Origin of the sequence: Leucobacter sp. cx-42, assembly GCF_014529985.1 — a bacterium.
Lineage (GTDB): Bacteria > Actinomycetota > Actinomycetes > Actinomycetales > Microbacteriaceae > Leucobacter.
This window is the reverse complement of sequence record NZ_JACVMU010000001.1, coordinates 305200-325635: the sequence shown is the minus strand read 5'-3', so window position 1 is coordinate 325635 and position 20436 is coordinate 305200. Positions and strand designations below refer to the sequence as shown.

General features: G+C 57.0%; 10 protein-coding genes and 1 tRNA gene. 9 read left to right on the top strand and 2 right to left on the bottom strand.

What is annotated here, in order from left to right; genetic code table 11:
- Positions 1–394 precede the first annotated feature (394 nt).
- The 8 genes from ICM05_RS01490 to ICM05_RS01455 all read left to right on the top strand — a co-directional run bounded on the left by ICM05_RS01490 (position 395) and on the right by ICM05_RS01455 (position 15071).
- Entirely contained in the window at positions 395–2002 is a 1608-nt protein-coding gene (locus ICM05_RS01490; protein WP_188022781.1) for an ABC transporter substrate-binding protein, read from the top strand.
- 182 nt (positions 2003–2184) lie between these two features.
- The gene (locus tag ICM05_RS01485; protein ID WP_188022780.1) at positions 2185–3111 is read left to right on the top strand and encodes an ABC transporter permease; all 927 of its coding nucleotides are present in this window, start codon (positions 2185–2187) and stop codon (positions 3109–3111) included.
- A complete protein-coding gene (locus tag ICM05_RS01480; RefSeq protein ID WP_188022779.1) occupies positions 3104–4057 on the top strand; it encodes an ABC transporter permease in 954 nt (317 codons plus the stop codon). The genes ICM05_RS01485 and ICM05_RS01480 overlap by 8 nt, the downstream gene beginning before the upstream one ends.
- Positions 4054–5772, top strand: coding sequence for an ABC transporter ATP-binding protein (locus ICM05_RS01475; protein WP_188022778.1), 1719 nt, complete (start codon positions 4054–4056; stop codon positions 5770–5772). Before ICM05_RS01480 ends, ICM05_RS01475 begins: the two co-directional genes overlap by 4 nt.
- A gap of 221 nt (positions 5773–5993) precedes the next feature.
- On the top strand, positions 5994–7898 hold the full coding sequence (gene typA, locus ICM05_RS01470; protein WP_188022777.1) for a translational GTPase TypA: 1905 nt from the start codon (positions 5994–5996) through the stop codon (positions 7896–7898).
- Between the two features lie 202 nt (positions 7899–8100).
- Positions 8101–8174 (top strand) — tRNA-Pro (locus tag ICM05_RS01465).
- An 871-nt stretch (positions 8175–9045) separates the two neighbouring features.
- Complete coding sequence (locus ICM05_RS01460) at positions 9046–14457, top strand: DUF4011 domain-containing protein (RefSeq protein ID WP_188022776.1); 5412 nt, start codon at positions 9046–9048, stop codon at positions 14455–14457.
- Complete coding sequence (locus ICM05_RS01455) at positions 14454–15071, top strand: hypothetical protein (protein WP_188022775.1); 618 nt, start codon at positions 14454–14456, stop codon at positions 15069–15071. Before ICM05_RS01460 ends, ICM05_RS01455 begins: the two co-directional genes overlap by 4 nt.
- 1229 nt (positions 15072–16300) lie before the next feature.
- Here ICM05_RS01455 and ICM05_RS01450 read toward each other — a convergent pair.
- Together ICM05_RS01450 and ICM05_RS01445 are read right to left on the bottom strand one after the other, a co-directional pair.
- Positions 16301–17944, bottom strand: a complete 1644-nt coding sequence (locus ICM05_RS01450; protein ID WP_188022774.1) for a thiamine pyrophosphate-dependent enzyme — start codon at positions 17942–17944, stop codon at positions 16301–16303.
- A 99-nt stretch (positions 17945–18043) separates the two neighbouring features.
- Positions 18044–18949: a LysR family transcriptional regulator gene (locus ICM05_RS01445; RefSeq protein WP_188022773.1), complete on the bottom strand. Its 906-nt coding sequence runs from the start codon at positions 18947–18949 to the stop codon at positions 18044–18046.
- A 122-nt stretch (positions 18950–19071) separates the two neighbouring features.
- On the opposite strand from ICM05_RS01445, the gene ICM05_RS01440 reads away from it, so the two are divergent.
- Entirely contained in the window at positions 19072–20421 is a 1350-nt protein-coding gene (locus ICM05_RS01440) for an MFS transporter (RefSeq protein ID WP_188022772.1), read from the top strand.
- The last annotated feature ends 15 nt before the right edge of the window (positions 20422–20436 follow it).

Below are 20436 nucleotides of genomic sequence, written 5' to 3'. Positions count from 1 at the left end.
GAGAACTCAACGGCCGGACCCAAGCGGGTCCGGCCGTTGTGTTGTTTCAGCAGGTGGGATGTCGCCGACAAAGACGTGGGTGGCCGTCAACATTCGCCCGCCAAACCCGAAACTCACAGAACCAAGAAAATTCGAAATCCACCTCACATTTTGTATAACCCTGCATGAAAAACGAAGAAATGTGCAGGAAGATTCGTGGAAACGACAGTTTCTGTCACGACTCGATCACGCTTGGAACATCACTTGTCGTCGAAATTTTTCTATTCGATACGATGAAGGAGTCAACGGCTATTGACCGCACTGCTGCGGTTTGCCTGTGGGGGAGAACCTGGACGACCTCGATCTGCCCGTCACACGCACCAGATAGCCACCCAAAACAGAAAGAGAGAAGACTGTGAAGCGATCTCGAATTAGCCTGAGCTTTATTGCTCTGGCTGCAGCAGGCGCACTTGCGCTGTCGGGCTGCTCGTCGAACAGCGGCAGCGGAGCTGCTGGCGATGGCATCATCATTGCGAACGGTACTGAGCCGCAGAACGCACTGATCCCGACCAACATCAACGAGGTTGGCGGCGGTAAGATCGCCGATAACATCTTCTCGGGCCTCATCCACTACACCGAGACCGGTGCGGTTGAGAACGATATGGCTGAGTCGATCGAGACGACTGACTCGAAGACCTTCACCATCAAGATCAAGCCTGACGCAAAGTTCAGCGATGGCACCCAGGTCAAGGCTGAGAACTTCGTCAAGGCGTGGAACTACGGTGCTGCACTCGACAACGCTCAGCTCAACAGCTACTTCTTCGAGGACATCGAAGGCTTCAGCTGGGACGAAAACGTTGCAGAGCTCTCGGGCCTGAAGGTTGTCGACGACACCACCTTCACCGTGACCCTCAACCAGCCCGCAGCTGACTTCCCGATCCGCCTTGGCTACACCGCGTTCTCGCCGCTTCCTGACGTTGCGTTCGAGGACATGGAGGCATTCGGCCAGGCTCCCATCGGCAACGGTCCCTACAAGCTTGCTTCGGACAAGGCTTGGGCTCACGATGAGCAGATCGAGCTCGTCAAGAACGAGGACTACTCGGGCACCCGCGAGGTTCAGAACAACGGCCTGACCATCAAGTTCTACTCGACCCTCGACGCAGCATACGCTGACCTGCTCGCTGGTAACCTCGACGTTCTCGATGAGATCCCCGATACCCAGTACGCAAACTACGAGGCTGACCTCGGTGACCGCGCTGTGAGCCAGCCTGCTGCGCTCAACCAGACCGTCACCATCCCCGAAACCCTCGCGCACTTCGAGGGCGAAGAGGGCAAGCTCCGCCGCCAGGCGCTCTCGATGGCGATCGATCGCGATCAGATCACCGAGAAGATCTTCGACGGCACCCGTACCCCCGCAGTTGACTTCACTTCGCCCGTCATCGACGGCTGGAGCGACTCGCTCAAGGGCAAGGAAGTTCTCGAGTTCAACCCTGAAGAGGCAAAGAAGCTGTGGGCTGAGGCCGACAAGATCTCGCCTTGGAGCGGCACCTTCGAGATTGCGTACAACGGTGACGCAAACCACCAGGCTTGGGTTGACGCAGTCACCAACGGCATCAAGAACAACCTCGGTATCGACGCAGCGGGCAAGGTTTACCCCAAGTTCGACGTCCTCCGTGAAGAGGTCACCAACCGCACCATCGGCGCGGCATTCCGTACCGGCTGGCAGGCTGACTACCCCGGTCTGTTCAACTTCCTCGGCCCGATCTTCGGCACTAACGCTGGCGCAAACGACGGCGACTTCTCGGACCCCGAGTTCGACGCGCTGCTGAAGCAGGGTTCGACCGCTGACACGGTTGAGGACGCAAACAAGGCGTTCAACCAGGCACAGGAAATCCTCCTGCAGGATCTCCCCGCAATCCCGCTCTGGTACCAGAACGTGAACGGCGGCTACAGCGAGAACGTTGACAACGTAGCCTTCGGCTGGAACTCGGTTCCCCTCTACTACGAAATCACCAAGAAGTAGCTAAGAGTTCAGGAGAGGCCCCGAATCTTCGGATTCGGGGCCTCTCTCTGATAACAGCCCCAGCCGAACTCGACTCTCGGTTTATTAGGGTATTAATCTGTAGTAACACTGAACTTACGCATCAAAATTCTTGAGAGGATGCGCATTTTGGCTTTTCCAGTCATGCCGGAGAGGAGTAGCTCATGCTGAGATACATCCTTTTCCGGCTTCTTCAGGTGATCCCAGTCTTGCTGGGCACCACATTCCTGATCTACTTCATGGTCTTCGCTATGCCGGGCGACCCGATCCTTGCAATGTTTGGCGACAAGACGCCGAACCCCGCAGTGGTCGCGCAGCTCAAAGAGCAGTACCACCTAGATCAGCCCTTCATCGTCCAGTACTTCCTGTACCTCAAGGGCGTCCTCGTCGGTGACTTTGGCATGAGCTTCTCGGGCCAGCCAATTTCTGAGGTTCTTGCGCGTACCTTCCCCGTTACGGTGAAGCTCGCGATCATCGCAATCGTTGTTGAGCTCTTCGTCGCAATCGCAGTAGGCCTGTTCTCGGGTCTGCGTAAGGGTGGCATCTTCGACAACGTGAACCTCATCATTGGCCTGCTCCTCATGAGCGTGCCGATCTTCGTGATCGCCTTCGGTGCACAGTTCTTCTTCGGTGTGAAGCTTGGGTGGTTCAGCCCCACGGTCGGTGCTGGCGCTCCATTGCAGGACCTCTTGCTTCCTGGCCTCGTTCTGGGCATCAGCTTGTACGCGACGAGCATGCGACTGACGCGTGCGTCGGTTATCGACACGCTGAACCAGGACTTCGTGCGCACCGCGTACTCGAAGGGCCTGAGCCGCGGTCGTGTTATCCCCGTACACGTGCTCCGTAACTCGATGATTCCTACCGTCACGAACACGGCTACCGACTTCGGCATCCTGATTGTCGGCGCAACGGTCACCGAGGGCATCTTCAACGTCCCTGGCGTAGGTAACGCACTGTTCCAGGCAATCATCAAGGGCGAGAACGCGACCGTGGTGTCGTTTGTGACCGTCATGGTGCTTGTCTACCTCGGTGTAAACCTGCTCGTTGACCTCCTGTACGCAGTACTTGATCCGAGGATCCGTTATGCCTGAGTCCCAGAAGCCTAATACTGAGCACTACGTCGCTCCGTTCGAAGACACCCCGGTTGCTGCCGTCGATGCGGTTCGTATCGATGCCAAGCGATCAAACCTGTGGCTCGACGCGTGGCGCGATATGCGCGGCCGCCCGATGTTCTGGATCTCGGCAGTCGTCATCCTTATCGTGGCCCTCGTTGCGCTCTTCCCGACCTGGTTCACCAGCGTCGATCCGCGCGCGTGTGATCTCGCGTTCTCGAAGAACCCCGCTGCCGCTGGACACCCGCTTGGCTTTGATGCCCAGGGTTGCGACATCTACTCGCGTGTGGTCTGGGGCGCAGGTACTTCGGTATCCGTCGGTCTGATCGTGATTCTCATCACGTTCGTGATCGGCACGTTCATGGGTGCACTCGCCGGCTTCTTCGGTGGCTGGGTTGACACCGTGCTGTCGCGTCTGGGTGACATCTTCTTCTCGATTCCCTACATCCTCGCTGCAGTCATCGTGATGACCGTCTTCGCTGACTACCGCAACGTGTGGGTGATCGCGCTCGCGATCGGTGGCTTCTCGTGGCCGGTCTCCGCTCGTATTCTGCGTGGCGAGATCCTTCGTGTGAAGAACTCGGACTTCGTGATGGCGTCAGAGTCGATCGGCCTGTCGCGGATCCGCACCCTGATGTCACACGTCCTCCCCAACGCGATCGCACCGCTCATCGTGGTGACGACGCTGTCGCTGTCGGCGGCGATCGTGGCTGAGGCTGTGCTCTCGTTCCTTGGCGTGGGTCTGCCAGCTGCAGAGTTCATGAGCTGGGGCAACGACATCAGTGCGGCGCAGCGCGATCTGCGTAACTCGCCTGAGATTCTCATGTGGCCGTCTCTCGCTCTCGCGATTACCGTGCTCGGTTTCGTGATGATGGGCGAGGTCGTCCGCGACGCGCTTGACCCGAAGGCGAGGGCTCGTCGATGAACGAAAGGACCAAGTCGCAGATGGAACCGCTGCTGAGCGTACGCGACCTGCGTATCTCGTTTGGTGCAAAGAAGAAGCAGACCGAGGTCGTGCACGGCGTTGATTTCGACGTGTACCCCGGCGAGACCGTTGCAATCGTGGGTGAGTCCGGTTCGGGCAAGTCGACGACCATGCACGCAGTCATCGACCTGCTTCCTGGCACAGGTGCCGTCACTGGCGGATCGATCAAGCTCAACGGGCGCGAGCTCGTTGGTCTGAGCCGTCGTGAGATGGAGTCGCTGCGTGGCCGAGAGATCGGTCACGTTCCGCAGGATCCCATGTCGAACCTGAACCCTGTATGGTCGGTTGGCTTCCAGGTTGAGGAAGCGATCCGCGCAAATGGCGTTGCGAAGGGCCGCAAGGCAATTCGCGAGCGTGCAGTCGAGGTGCTCGAGCAGGCTGGCCTGAAGGATGCTGACAAGCGTATGCGTCAGTACCCGCACCAGTTCTCTGGCGGCATGAAGCAGCGTGCGCTGATCGGCATTGGTATGTCGGCAAGCCCGAAGCTGCTCATCGCTGATGAGCCGACCTCGGCGCTCGACGTGACCGTCCAGCGTGTGGTGCTTGATCACCTTGAGTCGCTGACTCAGCAGCAGGGCACCGCTGTTGTCTTCATTACACACGACCTTGGCCTTGCGGCTGAGCGAGCTGAGAAGCTCATCGTGATGTACAAGGGCAACATCGTCGAGGCTGGCCCCAGCCGCGAGATTCTGCAGCGCCCGCAGCACCCCTACACGAAGCGCCTCGTCGCTGCAGCACCGAGCCTCGCATCACGTCGTATTGGTGAGGCAGATGGCACCGGTGTTGCATCCGGTGACGCCGCGTTCGACCTCGCAGCGATGGCAACCGCTCGTGCAGAGAAGCTTGAGGTTTCGAAGACGCCCGTTATTGAGGTTCGTGATCTGACGAAGATCTACAAGCTCCGTAAGGGGAACTTCGGCACCGAAGATCTCGCAGCTGTGAAGAACGCAAACTTCGTGGTGAACCGTGGCGAGACCATGGCACTCGTTGGTGAGTCGGGTTCGGGTAAGTCGACCATCGCCAAGATGGTGTTGCAGCTTGAGAAGCCGACGAGCGGTGACATCCTGATCGACGGCAAGTCGACGGCTGGCCTGCACGGTCGTGAGCTGTTCAACCTGCGCCGTCGCCTGCAGCCGGTCTTCCAGGACCCGTACGGTTCGCTCGATCCGCTGCACAACATTGGCAACACGATTCTTGAGCCGCTCAAGATTCACGGTGTTGGCGATGCTGCAAGCCGCAAGGAACGTCTGAACGAGCTGCTCGATCAGGTCGCACTGCCGCGTGAACTCGCGACGCGTTACCCGAACGAACTCTCTGGTGGCCAGCGTCAGCGCGTAGCTGTTGCCCGTGGTCTTGCGCTCAAGCCCGAGATTCTCGTCCTCGACGAGGCGGTGTCGGCGCTCGACGTGCTGGTCCAGGCGCAGATCCTCGAGCTGCTCGCTGAACTCCAGCGTGATCTTGGTCTGACCTACCTGTTCATCACTCATGACCTTGCAGTGGTTCGCCTCATTGCTGATCGTGTCTGCGTGATGCAGCAGGGTCAGATCATCGAGCAGGCGACGACCTCTGAGGTCTTTGATAACCCGCAGCACGCGTACACGCAGAACCTGCTGAACGCGATCCCCGGTCGAAGCATCGAGCTGGGCATCAACTAAGCGGAGTTTCATACAAAAGTGGCTGATGGGCGTTATACGCTCATCAGCCACTTTTGTGATCGGGGTCGCCTAGACTGAGATTGAACAAGCCTTTTCCGTGAAAAGTTCAGAAATGCTTGTGTAGAATAGTGCGTCGGCTTCTTTCAGGCTGCTGCGATCCCTCGCACGGTCATAGGCACCCGCCGCCGACCCTCCGCATGTCTCGTTAGGATCCCACCTTTATGGCTCTCGCAACACGCGAAGACCTTCGCAATGTCGCTATCGTCGCACACGTCGATCACGGCAAGACCACCCTCGTCAACGCAATGCTGACGCAGACGAACTCGTTCGATGCGCACGAAGAAGTCGGCGACCGCGTCATGGACTCGAACGATCTCGAGCGCGAAAAGGGCATCACGATCCTCGCGAAGAACACCGCGATTTCTTACGAGGGCGACCACGCAACCAACGGCCCTGTCACGATTAACGTGATCGATACCCCGGGTCACGCTGACTTCGGTGGCGAGGTTGAGCGCGCACTCTCGATGGTTGACGGCGTTGTACTGCTCGTTGACTCGGCTGAGGGCCCCATGCCCCAGACCCGCTTCGTGCTGCGTAAGGCACTTGAGGCTCGCCTGCCGGTGATCCTCGCGATCAACAAGACCGACCGTGGCGATGCTCGCATCGAGGGCGTCGAGAGCGATGCTCAGGACCTCCTCCTCGGCCTGGCTTCGGACCTCGCAGAAGATCACCCCGACATTGACATCGACTCGGTGCTCGAAGTTCCCACGGTGTACCTCTCGGGCCGTGCAGGCGTTGCTTCGCACAACCGTCCCGCAGACGGCACCCTGCCTGACAAGGAAAACCTTGAGGACCTGTTCCAGGTCATCCTCGAGCGCGTTCCTGCTCCCACCTACGATGACGAGCACGTTCTTCAGGCACACGTCACCAACCTTGACTCGTCGCCGTTCCTCGGCCGTATCGCACTGCTTCGCGTGCACCACGGCGAGATCCACAAGGGTGAGAACGTCGTCTGGATCAAGCACGACGGCACCACTCAGAACGTGCGCATCACCGAGCTCATGCTCACCAAGGCGCTCACCCGTTACCCTGCTGAGAAGGCAGGCCCCGGTGACATCGTTGCAATCGCTGGTATCGAGGACATCACCATTGGTGAGACCATCGCTGACGCGAGCAACCCGATCGCTCTCCCGACCATCACCGTCGATGAGCCCGCGATCTCGATGACCATCGGTGCAAACACCTCGCCCCTCGTTGGCAAGGTCAAGGGTCACAAGCTCACCGCTCGCATGATCAAGGATCGCCTTGACCGCGAGCTCATCGGTAACGTGTCGCTTCGCGTTCTCGACACCGAGCGTCCCGACGCTTGGGAAGTACAGGGTCGTGGCGAGCTCGCTCTCTCGATCCTCGTTGAGAACATGCGACGTGAGGGCTTCGAGCTCACCGTTGGCAAGCCCCAGGTTGTGACCAAGCAGGTCGACGGTAAGACTCACGAGCCTTACGAGCACCTCACCATCGATACTCCTGAGGAGTACCTCGGTGCAATCACCCAGCTCCTCGCTGCTCGTAAGGGCCGCATGGAGAACATGGTGAACAACGGCACCGGCTGGGTCCGTATGGAGTTCATCGTTCCGTCGCGTGGCCTCATCGGCTTCCGCTCGGAGTTCATGACCGAGACCCGCGGCACCGGTATTGCGAACGCAATTGCACACGGTTACGCAGAGTGGGCTGGCCAGATCGTTACGCGTCACAACGGCTCGATCGTTGCTGACCGTGCGGGCGTTGTTACCCCGTTCTCGATGATCAACCTCCAGGAGCGTATGTCGTTCTTCGTCGAGCCGACGCAGGAAGTCTACGAAGGCATGGTCATCGGTGAGAACTCGCGTTCGGAAGACATGGACGTGAACATCACCAAGGAGAAGAAGCTGACGAACATGCGTTCGGCATCGGCTGACAACTTCGAGTCGATGACTCCTCCCCGTCGCCTCACCCTCGAGGAGTGCCTTGAGTTCGCTCGCGAGGACGAGTGCGTCGAGGTGACCCCTGAGCACGTTCGTATCCGCAAGCTCGTACTTGATTCGACCATGCGTGCACGTACCGCTTCGCGTAACAAGAACCAGAAGTAATTCGCTTCTGCGCTTGAGCGCTTTGGCCGGCTAGCTGCCGGCTGGCACGGTGCCCGGTCTCCCGTTTGGGGGATCGGGCACCGTGCGTTTGTGGGCGAGTGCGGCGGATCGTCGCGGATCGCCCGGGTTTGCATGAAACGCGGCCTCGTTTTCGTGTTTTGGGCGTCGACCACTAAACTAAAACCTGCGTGCAAACGCAAATCGGGATGTGGCGCAGCTTGGTAGCGCACGTCGTTCGGGACGACGGGGTCGCAGGTTCAAATCCTGTCATCCCGACTGCTAACCCCCGGAACTTCATTGAAGTTCCGGGGGTTTTCTAGTTTCCTCGTCTTTCCTATCTTTAACGATTCCTTTCTTATGGAGCAGGCCGCTTCGTGAGGCCGATACGGGTCTTCTCGCAGGAACCCCTCGATCTCTTTTAAGTGAACAGTGGCGCTCGACGCGCCTCTCGCTCGCCTGCCCCCACTACAACGTCGGTTCGCCGCAAGTTGTATTGAATAGTGCAGCCGTAGCCCGCGTGCTCTTGTCGAGGAGGCATCCCAGTATGTGCACATAAGTGCAACTCATTGGGAGCCGCGGTATTTGCTGATGTTGGACAGACGCCTGGGGCGGTTCTGTGACCTTTATGCCTCGTCGTAGTTCGGAAGCCAGTTTCTCTGCGCGGCAAAGCTTGCGCGAACGGTGATCTAATGTGAGCTATTTCTACCTGGATTCGCGAAGTCGTGATTGGAAGTCTTTGTCAGATCAGGCTTCAACTCGTGGAGTTGTTCTAGAGGCATCTCGCCTGGCTAAGAGAATAGCTGCTTTGTGTGCTTGTAGAAGCGAGCAGAAAACTGCGTTACAAGCTGTGCGTGTGGCCGCTGTTGCCTAAACTTAGTCTATGAGTAGACGGGTTTCGAATTTGATGCCTAGCTGTCGGCGGCGAAGCGGATCTTGGTCGAATCGCGCCTGGTAGGTGGAACCAGCACTGCAATGACCGACCCTTTCGTTCTTCGAAATAGGATATCGAAAGAATTTGCCTAACCCCATCAGCAACACATGGGCCTACCAAAGGTTTCGCTAAGGCCCCAGTAGACTATTGCAATTGGGAATGTCGTTAGTGACCGATGGACTGGTCTCGCAGTGACGCAGAAAAAGAGGGTATTACGTGACGAGCAACAACGCTACATCAAATGCGCTAAAAACCTGGCGTGAAGGTCTTGTAGGGCTCGATCGACGTAGTCGTCTTATTCGGTTCAATCCACCGAAGTCTTCGTCGTTAACCTTTGACGTTCCAGAACCTGATGATGTATTCTCGCTGCTCCACACGGGGCGCGCATTGGATCTCGTTGGCAACTTCACCGAGGAAGCTGAGTCGGGTGATTCTCGTTCCTTGCGACCACCAGTCCGTCCAGGGGTTCTTTATGTTAACCGGCAAGACAAGGAAGTCGGTCCTGTCGCTCGCACATTGATGCGGAAAGCAAATGAAGAATTCATGGATCGCGGTTTGTCCGTACTCTATGTTGCATTCGGCATGCTTCGTTGGAAAGATATTGATAGATGGGACATGGCGAGCCCGCTTTACTTATTGCCTGTGGAGTTGGTTCCTGAGGGACCACGTGCTACGCCGAAGCTACAAATTAGCGAAAACGACCCACTCCTCAATTCTGCACTTCCGCTACGACTCGCGGAATTTGGAGTGAGCTGGCCGGATCTTGAAGACTTCGAAGACCTAAGCATCACCGCGATTCTGGAGAAATTCCGGACTGTGCTTTCGCAAGCTCCTGACTTCAAAGACTGGGAAATTAGGCCTGAGGTTCATCTTGCAACCTTTTCGTTCACTAAAGAAGCGATGTACAAGGACCTTCGGGACAACGAAGACGCAATCTCTAGCCACCCAGTGGTGCAGGCACTAGCATGTAGCGACCCGACAGCACAGACTGATTCATTTCAGTTTGAACCAATTGACCCCTCTGTAATCGATGAGATCGCGCCTGCGGATAAGCTTCCGCTAGTGCTCGATGCTGACTCTTCTCAGCGTGCTGCGATCGCTGCAGCTGTTGCAGGACGCAGCTTTGTCATGGACGGTCCGCCTGGTACCGGGAAATCGCAGACTATCGCGAACATGATCGGTGCACTGATGCATGCCGGAAAAACAGTGCTTTTCGTGTCCGAAAAAATTGCCGCGCTCGACGTCGTTCGTAACCGTCTTGAAGGGGCTGGACTGGGCAGCTATCTCTTGGAGCTTCACTCCCACAAGACCAATCGACGTGAAGTCGCAGCAGAGTTAGTGAAGACCCTCGATAATGAGGTTCTCTCGCCGAACGGCATGAACGCCACTTCGCGGGCTGCGCTTGAAGCGCGACGACGAAAGCTCACTGAATACGCATTTGCAATGAACGAGTTGCGACAGCCACTCTCAACATCTCTGCATGAAGTTCTTGGCCTGTTATCAACTTTGGTTGAGGTTCCCGCTGCTCCGGTTCCTGATCGCTCAGTACTCGAACTCGATCAGGCTGGGCTTGCAGAAATATATGAATCATTGCGTCGGTTGCAGCGGGTTTGGAGGCCTGCCGCACAAGGCGGCTCGTACCTCTGGCGAGATGTGGTTGACCCCACCTCATTAGAAACTCGGCTTTGGAACGCTAAGAGTGTACTCAACGAGCTTCAGGGTACGATGCATCTGAATTCTGACCTTCTTACATCGTTCGAATTGGACAAACCTTCTGGTGCTGGCTCTCTGGCAAGATTGCTTGCGAATTGGCACACGTCGCAACCCGAGCACGTCAAGCCTGAGTGGCTGACTCGCGTTGATTTGAGTTCACTCGAAGTGGACCGCGACGAGCTTTTGGGCCTTCTCGACTCCTACAAGACTAAGTCGGATGCAGTAGAGGCTTTGAGCGGAGTTGCTTACACTTCTTTCCCATCGAGCTCTCATATAACACTGCCCACTATCCAAGCTAAGGATCCCGTCGATCTATCACCTTTGGGAATCTCGCACCTTCGTGCACTTGCTGAGTATCTAGATCATTATGACCGAGAGTTGCAAAGCGCTCTGACGACGATTAGAGGCCTTGCTGACCTTGCAGGTTTTGGCGAGCCTGCTACTTTTACGGAGGCCGACCGGCTATTCCGTATTGCCGAGCTTCGCGCAAGCGGGATCCGAATCGAAGCCTCCTGGTTAAGTCCTGCCGGGCTACAAGCAGCAAGAACGTCTGCAGCTGAGGTACGCCTAAAAATGATGGCGTTGGAAGCGGCCGAGGCAAAAGCTCTGAGCGTGTATCGTCCGGAGGCACTTGAGGCTCCGTTGCAAGATCTACAAGACCGATTCAAAAATCTGCATAGAGGGCTTCGAAAACTTTCTGGAACATATCGAGCTGACAAAAGCGTCATTTCTTCTTTGCTAGCGGATGCTTCGCAAGTGAAGTCGGGCATTTCGCGCTTGTCAGATGCAATTGCTTGGTCAGATGCTACCAAGACTTTTAACTCTGTAGCGGTTGTGCATAGCCAGCTTCTCGGGAGCCATTGGCAAGGGCGAAGCAGCAACTGGGAGAATCTAGACCGAGCCTTTTCGATCGCTGATGAACTCATTCGGCTGTATAACGGTGAAGTGCCGCTACAAACACAGATCTATTTCAACAGTGAGAGTCCGGATAAGAACCACCAGCAGATGGCAGAGTCTGCGCGGAACACTATGGACGCCTGGAGGAATACACTTGCGTCGGCCCCCGCTCTAGCTGGAAGACCTGAGTTTTCTGTTGGACCAATTGAGCAGTCGATTCGCTGGATCCAAGCGCATCAGAATCCTGTCAAGGCAGCGATCGAGCTAGTCGAATCTGCAAATACCGTGTCTCAAAGAGACCACACTCTTTTGGGTGCCGTTGAAATCTTAAACGCCGTTGTGGATACTCAGCAATCAGCGATGCGCTTGGAGGAGTCGCGAGAGCGGTTTGAGCGCCAGTTCGGAGGACTTTTCCGCGGTACGGCGACGGATGCAGCAGATTTAGACGCTGCAGTTGCTTGGGTTCATGAAGTGCGCAATGAATCGAAATTGGGCATGCTTTCAGAATCGCAGTTGGAATCTCTGCGCGCGTCAACGCCTGTGGACGTTTTGCCTCAGTCGATTGCGAAATGGGAGAACGCACGTGATGCAGTTGCGAACGCTTTTGCCCCGACAAGACAGAATGAATTGCTTACTGAATTCGCAGAGTTTGATTCTGCATTTGGATTAATTGAGGACTTTGGCGAGGACCCTGTTGGCCAACAGGAGTGGTTCGACTATTTGAGTGTCCGGGAAGAGCTTCGCGCGTATGATCTCGACGACACTGTTAATTTCTGTATCGACCAACGTATTTCGGCGGCTGACGTTTCAAAGGTGGTGGAGCGAGCACTTCTTCGCGCTTGGGCCGATGCGCACATTCGGGAAGACAGTCGACTTCATCCATTAACATCCGTTGACCGGAGCGCGCTTGTTGAGGAATTCAGAGCACTTGACCTCGAAGTAATCTCAGCGGCCACCGGTGACATCATTCGTGCTGCAAACCTCAGGCGTCCTGCCAACTCAGCATTGGGAGAACCAGCGCTGATTAGACGCGAAGGAATGAAGCAACGACGCCATATGGCTGTTCGAAGTCTCATCTCGCAAGCCCGTACAGCTGTTCAAGCGATCAAGCCCGTATTTATGATGTCGCCACTGGCTGTATCCCAGTATCTTCCGTCAGACATACGGTTCGACGTTGTTATTTTTGATGAAGCGTCACAGGTAACTCCCGGTGACTCTATTAATTGCATCTACAGGGGACGTGCTTTCATTCTGGCGGGCGATGATAAACAGCTTCCTCCGACCCAGTTTTTCGAACGTGCCACAGAATCAGACGATGATTCTGATGTTGAATCTGATGTGGAAGATTTCCAGTCCATTCTTGAGCTGGCAAAATCTGCAGGTGCGTTCCAAAACATAGGACTCCGCTGGCACTACCGATCACGACACGAAGCACTGATTGCGTTCTCAAATTACCGGTTCTATGAAGGAAAACTGATCACCTATCCGTCGGCTCAGGAAGATGGACCGGATGTGGGCGTGGAGTTCTTCCCAGTAGATGGCACGTATCGTAGAGGAGGGGGTGCAGACAACCCGAAGGAAGCACGTGCTGTAGCCGAGCGAGTTATCCATCACTACCGAACACGACCAGGAGCCTCTCTCGGGGTTGTAACGTTCTCAGTTGCGCAGGCTACAGCTGTTTCGGCTGCTGTTGATGAGCTACGCGAACTGAACCGGGATCTGGACGGTTACTTTGACAAGAGTGATCGGCTCAATGGTTTCTTCGTGCGGTCGCTTGAATCAGTGCAGGGCGATGAACGAGACGTGATCATCTTTTCTATCGGCTATGGCCCCGATGAAGCAGGCAAAGTATCTACAAACTTTGGTGTGTTGAACAAGGAAAAGGGATGGCGTCGCCTGAACGTTGGCATCACGAGAGCCCGGCAGCGTATTGAGGTGGTTTCCTCTATGGAAGCCCACGATATTCCGGCTTCGCAAAATGAGAATGTTGAAGCACTGCGAGCCTACCTTGACTACGCAAAGCATGGCATTCCGATACTTGGAACACAGTCTTCGGCTACAGGATTGATGCCTGAATCCCCATTTGAAGAATCCGTAATCCGCGTCATCGAGTCGTGGGGATATCGAGTCGAGCCACAGGTAGGTGCGGCAGGCTTCCGAATTGACATGGCCGTGCGTCATCCCGTCAAAACCGGAGTTTTTGCATTGGGTGTTGAGTGCGACGGATACCAGTACCATTCGTCGCCGGCGGCGCGAGACCGAGATAGGCTTCGTGACCAGGTTCTCGAAGGCCTCGGCTGGACACTCCATCGAATTTGGGGAACCTCCTGGTACCGCGACAGAGCGACGGAAGAGCGTAGGCTTCGTACCGCAATCGAAGAAGCGATTGCAGAGAAGTCGGCTACCTTCGGACGTGGTCACGCTGAGATCACACGGCCAGAAGTTGAGACAGTTCCAGTGTCTGGTGGTACGAAATACGTTTGGGCGGAGCCTTACAAGCCCGCGACTCCCCAGCATCTACCTGGTTGGGTAGATGCCGGTGAGCCAGGCAGCCACATCTATATGAAGGATTTGCTATTTAATCTTGCGCGTGAAGAAGGTCCAGTCCATATGGATCTTGTTTACGAGCGGGTGCGCGAGTGGTGGTTTATTGGACGGGTGTCGGCTCGAATCAAACAAAATATTGATTTGGCCATTGAACATTCATCTGCTCACCGGGATGGCGATTTTATCGATGCTCCAAATCGCACGGAGATTAGAGTTCGCCCAATAGATAACCGACGAAAACCGGAACAAGTCCCGATCGGGGAGTTTGCGCGCGCAATTGAGCTTCTATTGAGCGACGTGGGTAGTGCTGCCCGTTTGGACGTGATTACCCATGTTGTCCGCCTTTATGGTTGGGCGCGAAACGGATCGATTCTTGAGAGCAGAATGCAAGACGCAATCAACTGGGGAATCGCAGCTGGAACCATTGCCGAAGACGGCGAAAACTTGAAAATCATTGATGAGATTAAATGATCCGGGCAGGAGAATTTGAAATGCGTGCATTTCGAGAAGATGGAAAAGCTTTAGAAATTAAGGACGATGGAACGTGGAGAATCGCGGCTAACTCAGATCCCATAGGTGAAGGCGCTTTTCGCGGATCGACGTGGGGAAGTAATTCAGCGGCAGTGAAAAGCAATGAGACAGGTAATCCAGAAGTAGGCGATAGCATTCTGGTCTGGAACAACTTTTCTCTCGGCACTCTTAATTGCGATGTAGTGTACATCTTTACCCATGACCTTCTTACCCGGGGTAAGTACATGGTCACAGAGGACTGGGTGGACGAGAGGCGATACCTAGACGAATATGCGGCTTTGAAAGCGCTGCTCGTTAAGAAATACGGGGATCCAGTTTCAGACGAGAAGTTCTGGAGCAACACTCTTTGGCAGGATAATCCAAATGAATGGGGGCTCGCGGTTGCGTCGGGACACTTGTCTTTATATGCTCGATGGGAAACTGGAGATACCCGCGTTTTCCTTTACCTCTCAGGGGAGAACTACGAGTCTTCACTGGGTATCGAGTACGTCAGTGTAAGCTTTGAAGGGCTTGAGAACAGCGTGCGCGAAACCGCTGTGCTTGACAATCTTTAACTGTGTGGAGAGACGTAAACCATCTCCAATGTGGGTATTGATGTTCGACGATTTCGAATCCCGAGATCGATTTTCGAACCTAGATCAATTGCTGACATGCTCTGGTGCGTGGCTTCCCAATCGGCTTCTGGCGTTGAGCATCTTTAGCACACGAATTTGCCTTTGGAATCCCTAGGGCATGTCTGTGGAGAATTCAAAATGGCATGAGCAGGTCTTTGCGAATTTGTCTTGAGCTAACTTTTTGAAAGTTTCCCGTGAATGTCACCCAGGGGGATCCTGTAAGAGCTGCCATTGGTATTTCGCTCAGACTTCTGGGGTACTTCTATTTATCCTCAGACTCTCTGAGTGTAAAGAAGGCTGCTGGGGGCTAAATTCAGTCATGTATAGGGCTAAGTCTTATTGCTACCGATAGAATCGCGTATATCGAGAACAAGTCACGGCACAACGTTCCTGTGTAGATTTCGCTGATGCTGAACGTCATCGAGGAAAAGCCAACTCGCACTCTGGGTCTGGCTCTAGTGATGGAGCTGGATACTCAGAGGACATGCTCTCTGCTGTCGAGCCGGCACTCTCTGAACCTGAGTTTTGTCTAAAAGCTATATGAATGCCTTGTTTGGCGGGTGACGCTGGTAAGGCAGCCCCATCAACGGTGAGCGCGCAACCATTAAGAAGCACGGCGACGTTTCTCTGAGATATGCGGTGGCTCTGCTTCCCAGCCCCAGCCTTCGAAACTACCTGCTCCGAGTCGTAACCGAGAATACGGAATTAGGTTGTCTTGGCTATGTGGAGAGGTTGGCTAGGGACGAGTGGCAAGGCCATCTCCATCTAAACCTCGCGAAACGATGAAAGTCCAGTTTTGAGGAAACGCTGTTAGCTGTTGAAAGCGTGCGGCTAGCAACGCCTATAGCAGCATATGTATATGCAGAGTGGTGATATTTAGGCTTATACCGGTGTTTGCTTAGGCAAACACCGGTATAAGAAGTCCGCCTCGCTACGTAAAATGCGCTCGCCAGCGGTGTTTCGACGCAGGTTGTGCACTGTCGTCTTTTATCGCACGACCATAGCTATGGCGGAAACTGTGGTTCTGTAATGATCCAACGCTTTTCCAGAGCTCTCGCCTCACCTGCGCGGTTATGAAACGAGGAATTTGGTTTGATAATTGAGCGTTAAGTGAGAATTAGACGGACCGTGGGGAGCCGTTCCGGTATCAGACGAGTGAAGCTGCCAGCTTACTCGGGGAGCAGCACCGCAGGGTCGACGTGTACGTGCAGCAATGCCACACGGCCAGCCGCCACTGCGGCGATTGCGCGGGTCACCGCACCCTCGATCTGGTCGTCAGTCGCGACGTCTTCGGCGTGTGCGCCATACGCCGCCGCGAGGCCAGCGAAGTCGGGGCTCGTCACCTGCGTACCGGAGACGCGGCCGGGATATTCGCGTTCCTGATGCACGCGGATCGTACCAAACTGTTGGTTGTCCATCACGACTGCGAGGAATGCGGCGCCCTCCTGGACCGCGGTAGCAAGCTCCTGGCCGTTCATGAGGAACTCCCCGTCACCCGCGAGCGCGAGCACGTTGCGGTTCGGTCGGGCGAGGGCCGCCGCGGTTGCCGCGGGAATCGAGTAGCCCATGGAGCCATTGCGGGGGCCGAGCTCCGACTGTGGGCTCGTCGTATGCACGAGTGCACCCCATGCGCCGTGGTTGCCAGCGCCCATGGTCACGATGGGGTCGGCGAACTGCGCAGCGACCTGTGAGATCACGCGGGTCATGCTTGCGTAGCCAGCGGGTGCAGCAGGGGCCTGAACTTCGCGGCTTGCGAGGTAGGCGGTGCGGAGCGAAGTGGACCAAGCCGTGCGCGACTGCGACGCGGGGACGCCGAGCGCCGAGATACCTGCAAGCGCCGCGGGTACGACCTCTGGGGTTGCGAGGTAGTGGCGGTTGACACGTCCCATGTGACCGCGCAGCGCTGCGTCACCGCTCACGATGATCGTCTGTGAGCCAGCCGCGCGGGTGATGCGGAACGAGTCGGTCGGCGTATCAGTGAGCGTGCCGCCGAGGCACACGATGAGGTCTGCCTCTTCGAGCGCCTTGGTCGCGTGGGGAGCGGTGCCGAATGCGCTCTGGCCGATGCACGCCGGCGAGGTGGTGGGGATGCGCCAGGTGCCATGCCAGTCGTTGATGACGGGCAGCTCGTGCTGCTCGGCGAAGGTGCGTACGGCGGTCGCTGACGCGTCAGACCAGCCTTCGCCTGCGAGGAACAGTAGCGGCCGCTCGGCGCCCGCGATGCTCGCCTGGAGCTCGGCGATGTGTTCGGGCGCGATTGCTCCGGTTGCCGTGGCGTACGGTTCAACGAGCTCGCCCGCGAAGCCGCTTGCGACAACGTCCTCCGGCAGGCCGACAATGACCGGGCCGGGTCGACCGCTGCGTGCCGCGTGGAACGCTTCTGCCACGACCTCGCTTGCGCGATCCGCGTTATCGAGAATCAGTACGCGCTTGGCCTGGCTCCCAAACCAGGCGCGCGGATCGAATTCCTGGAACGCTTCGCGGTCACGGTCAGGTACGGGAACCAGGCCGACGAACAGTACGAGGGGAGACGCATCCTGCCACGCGGTGTGCACGGCGACAAACGCATTCGCTGCGCCCGGTCCACGCGTGACCATTGCGACGCCAACGGAACTCGTTGCGCGGCCGTAGGCGTCGGCCATGTATGCGGCGCCACCCTCCTGGCGGCAGACCACGTTGCGAATTCCGGTGTCGCGGAGTCCGTCGAGTACCGCGAGGTAGCTTTCGCCGGGAACGGTAAAGACCCGGTCTACTCCGTGCAGTTCGAGTGAGCGAGCAATCGCCAGGCCAACATGGCCCTCGTGAGTCGACATCCTTGTCCTTCCAGTCGATCAGTGGTCACAGATTCGTGCCAACGATCAGGAGCCTAGGTGGACAAAGCTATGACAACAACGACCAAAAAGGTTGCCAGATTATGCGCTTTTGTTATGCCAAGGGAGGACGTAGTTTCGCATGAAGTGCGCGAGCCGGGTGGCGAGACCCGCGAGCTGATCGGCCGCATAGTGCTCGCGCTGCCAGCACGCATACAGGGTGATGCGCAGTTCGGCGCCATCGGCCGTGGTGACCGGCGCAACCCAGAGCGGAGCGTCAAGCACTGAGGTGGTGATCACTAGGCCCCGCCCCGAGGTGGCGAGTGCCAGGGCGGTCATGTCTGAGGCTTCAACGGTGTGGGTGCCGAGTGAGATACCGTCCCGGCGATAGGCCCGGTCAAGTTCTTGTCTGCTCATGCTCGTGCTCGGCGGCAAGATGAGGAGTTCCTTGGTGAGATCAGCGATGCGGATCGAGCCGGGGTTTCCCTTGGCGATCGGGTGATCTGGGTGCGCAGCGGCGATCACCGGGAACGAGCCAAGGGGGAGCGATGCGACCTGGTCGGAGGGCGGTGCGGGCGAAACAGCCAGATCCGCGCCCTTGAAGAGTGCGCTCTCGACTTCCGCATGGTCGACCTCCCTACAGAGGAAGATGGGGTCATCTGGCTCGAGGGACTCGATGAACGGTGCGAGCAAGCTGTCTGCGGTGGCGCGAGCGCTGGAGCACACGAGCTGTTCCAGGTGGCCTGCGCGAAGGCTTTTGGTGGCGCGTTCCGCAAGACTTGCCTGGTCGAGGAGGGTGCGGGCGATTGTCTCCAGGCGATGTGCCGACGGGGTTGGCCGGAGCCGCCCACGCTCGCGGTTGAAGAGCACGAGTCCGAGCTCGTCTTCAAGCGTGCGAATCTGACGACTCAATGCTGGCTGCGCCACATGCAGCGCATCTGCAGCTGCCATGAGGGTGCCATGATCGATGACCGCCAGGAAATAGGTCAGACGTCGCAAGTGCAGCATAACTATCGCAATTCGGTATAGAGACCATGCGTTAATGGTCGTAGACAGTATGGGGTGTAGCAGGAATTCTAGTCTGGAACACTGGCGACGTCGCCAGCGCAAGACACCCAATGGAGGGAAACATGGGGAAAACCGAGATCACCGCCGATCAGAGGCGACGCAGAGCCGTCGTAGGGGCGTTCGTTGGCACCGCAATTGAGTGGTACGACTTCTTCATCTTTGGAACCGCAGCGGCACTGGTGTTTGGGCCGGTGTTCTTCCCGGTAGCTGACCCGGCCATCGGCGTGCTGGCGAGCTTTGCCACCTTCTGGGTCGGCTTCCTCGCCCGTCCCATTGGCGGAATTCTCTTCGGTCACCTTGGCGACAAGATCGGGCGCAAGAAGGTCCTGGTGACCACCCTGTTCCTGATGGGTATTGGCACGACCGCGATTGGCCTGCTGCCTACCTACGCCCAGGTCGGCATCCTGGCACCGATCCTGCTCATTCTCCTGCGCGCAATGCAGGGTCTCGCCGTCGGCGGCGAATGGGCTGGCGCAACGGTGATGGCAACCGAGAGCGCTGAAGGTGGCAAGCGAACTGGCGCAGGCATGTGGGTACAGCAGGGTTCGCCCGCTGGCTCGATCCTCGCGACGCTCGTCTTCCTGCTCGTTGGAAACCTGCCTGACGAGGCGTTCATGAGCTGGGGCTGGCGCGTGCCGTTCCTGCTGTCGGCTGTGCTCCTCGTGGTAGCCCTCGTGATCCGCTCACGCGTGGAAGAATCGGAAGACTTCACTAAGACTCAGCAGCAGAAGCAGGTCGTGAAGGTGCCGCTGTTCGAGGTGTTCCGCGAGATGCCGGGCATCGTTATCTTCGGTATCTTCGCCAGTGCGCTCGGCATTTCTGCGGCATTCTTCCAGAACACTTTCCTGGTTTCGTGGTGGACGAACGAGCTCCAGGGCGATCGCCAGACGATTCTCCTGCTCGTATTCATCATGGCCGTTGGCCAGTTCATCTGGCAGCCGATCTCGTCGCTCATCGCGACCAAGATTGGTCGCGACCGCGTGATGTACTACGGCGTTCTACTTTCGATTGCCATCACGATTCCCTACTTCTTCGCGATCCTCAGCGGAAACATGGTGTTCCTCGTCATCACGATGTTCATCCTCATGATGGGTGGCGCGGCATACTACGCAATGCTCGCCGGCTTCCTCTCGTCGATGTTCCCACCGAACGTTCGATACACCGGCGTCGCGCTGGCGAACGGCCTCTGTGCAGTGCTCATCGGTGGCGCAACTCCCGTCATCGCCCAGGCCATTCTCACCGCCTCCGGTCCGTGGGGAGTCGCAGCGTTCTACATTGGCATTTCGGTGCTCACGATCATCGGCATTTGGGGCGCGACCCGTTCGCTTGCCCGATACCAGGCCCGCGTCGGCGCCGCGGCTGATGCAGACGACGCCAATGCAACCGACCCAGCGCAGCCTGCTGCCCGGTAACCCCTCCGCCACACT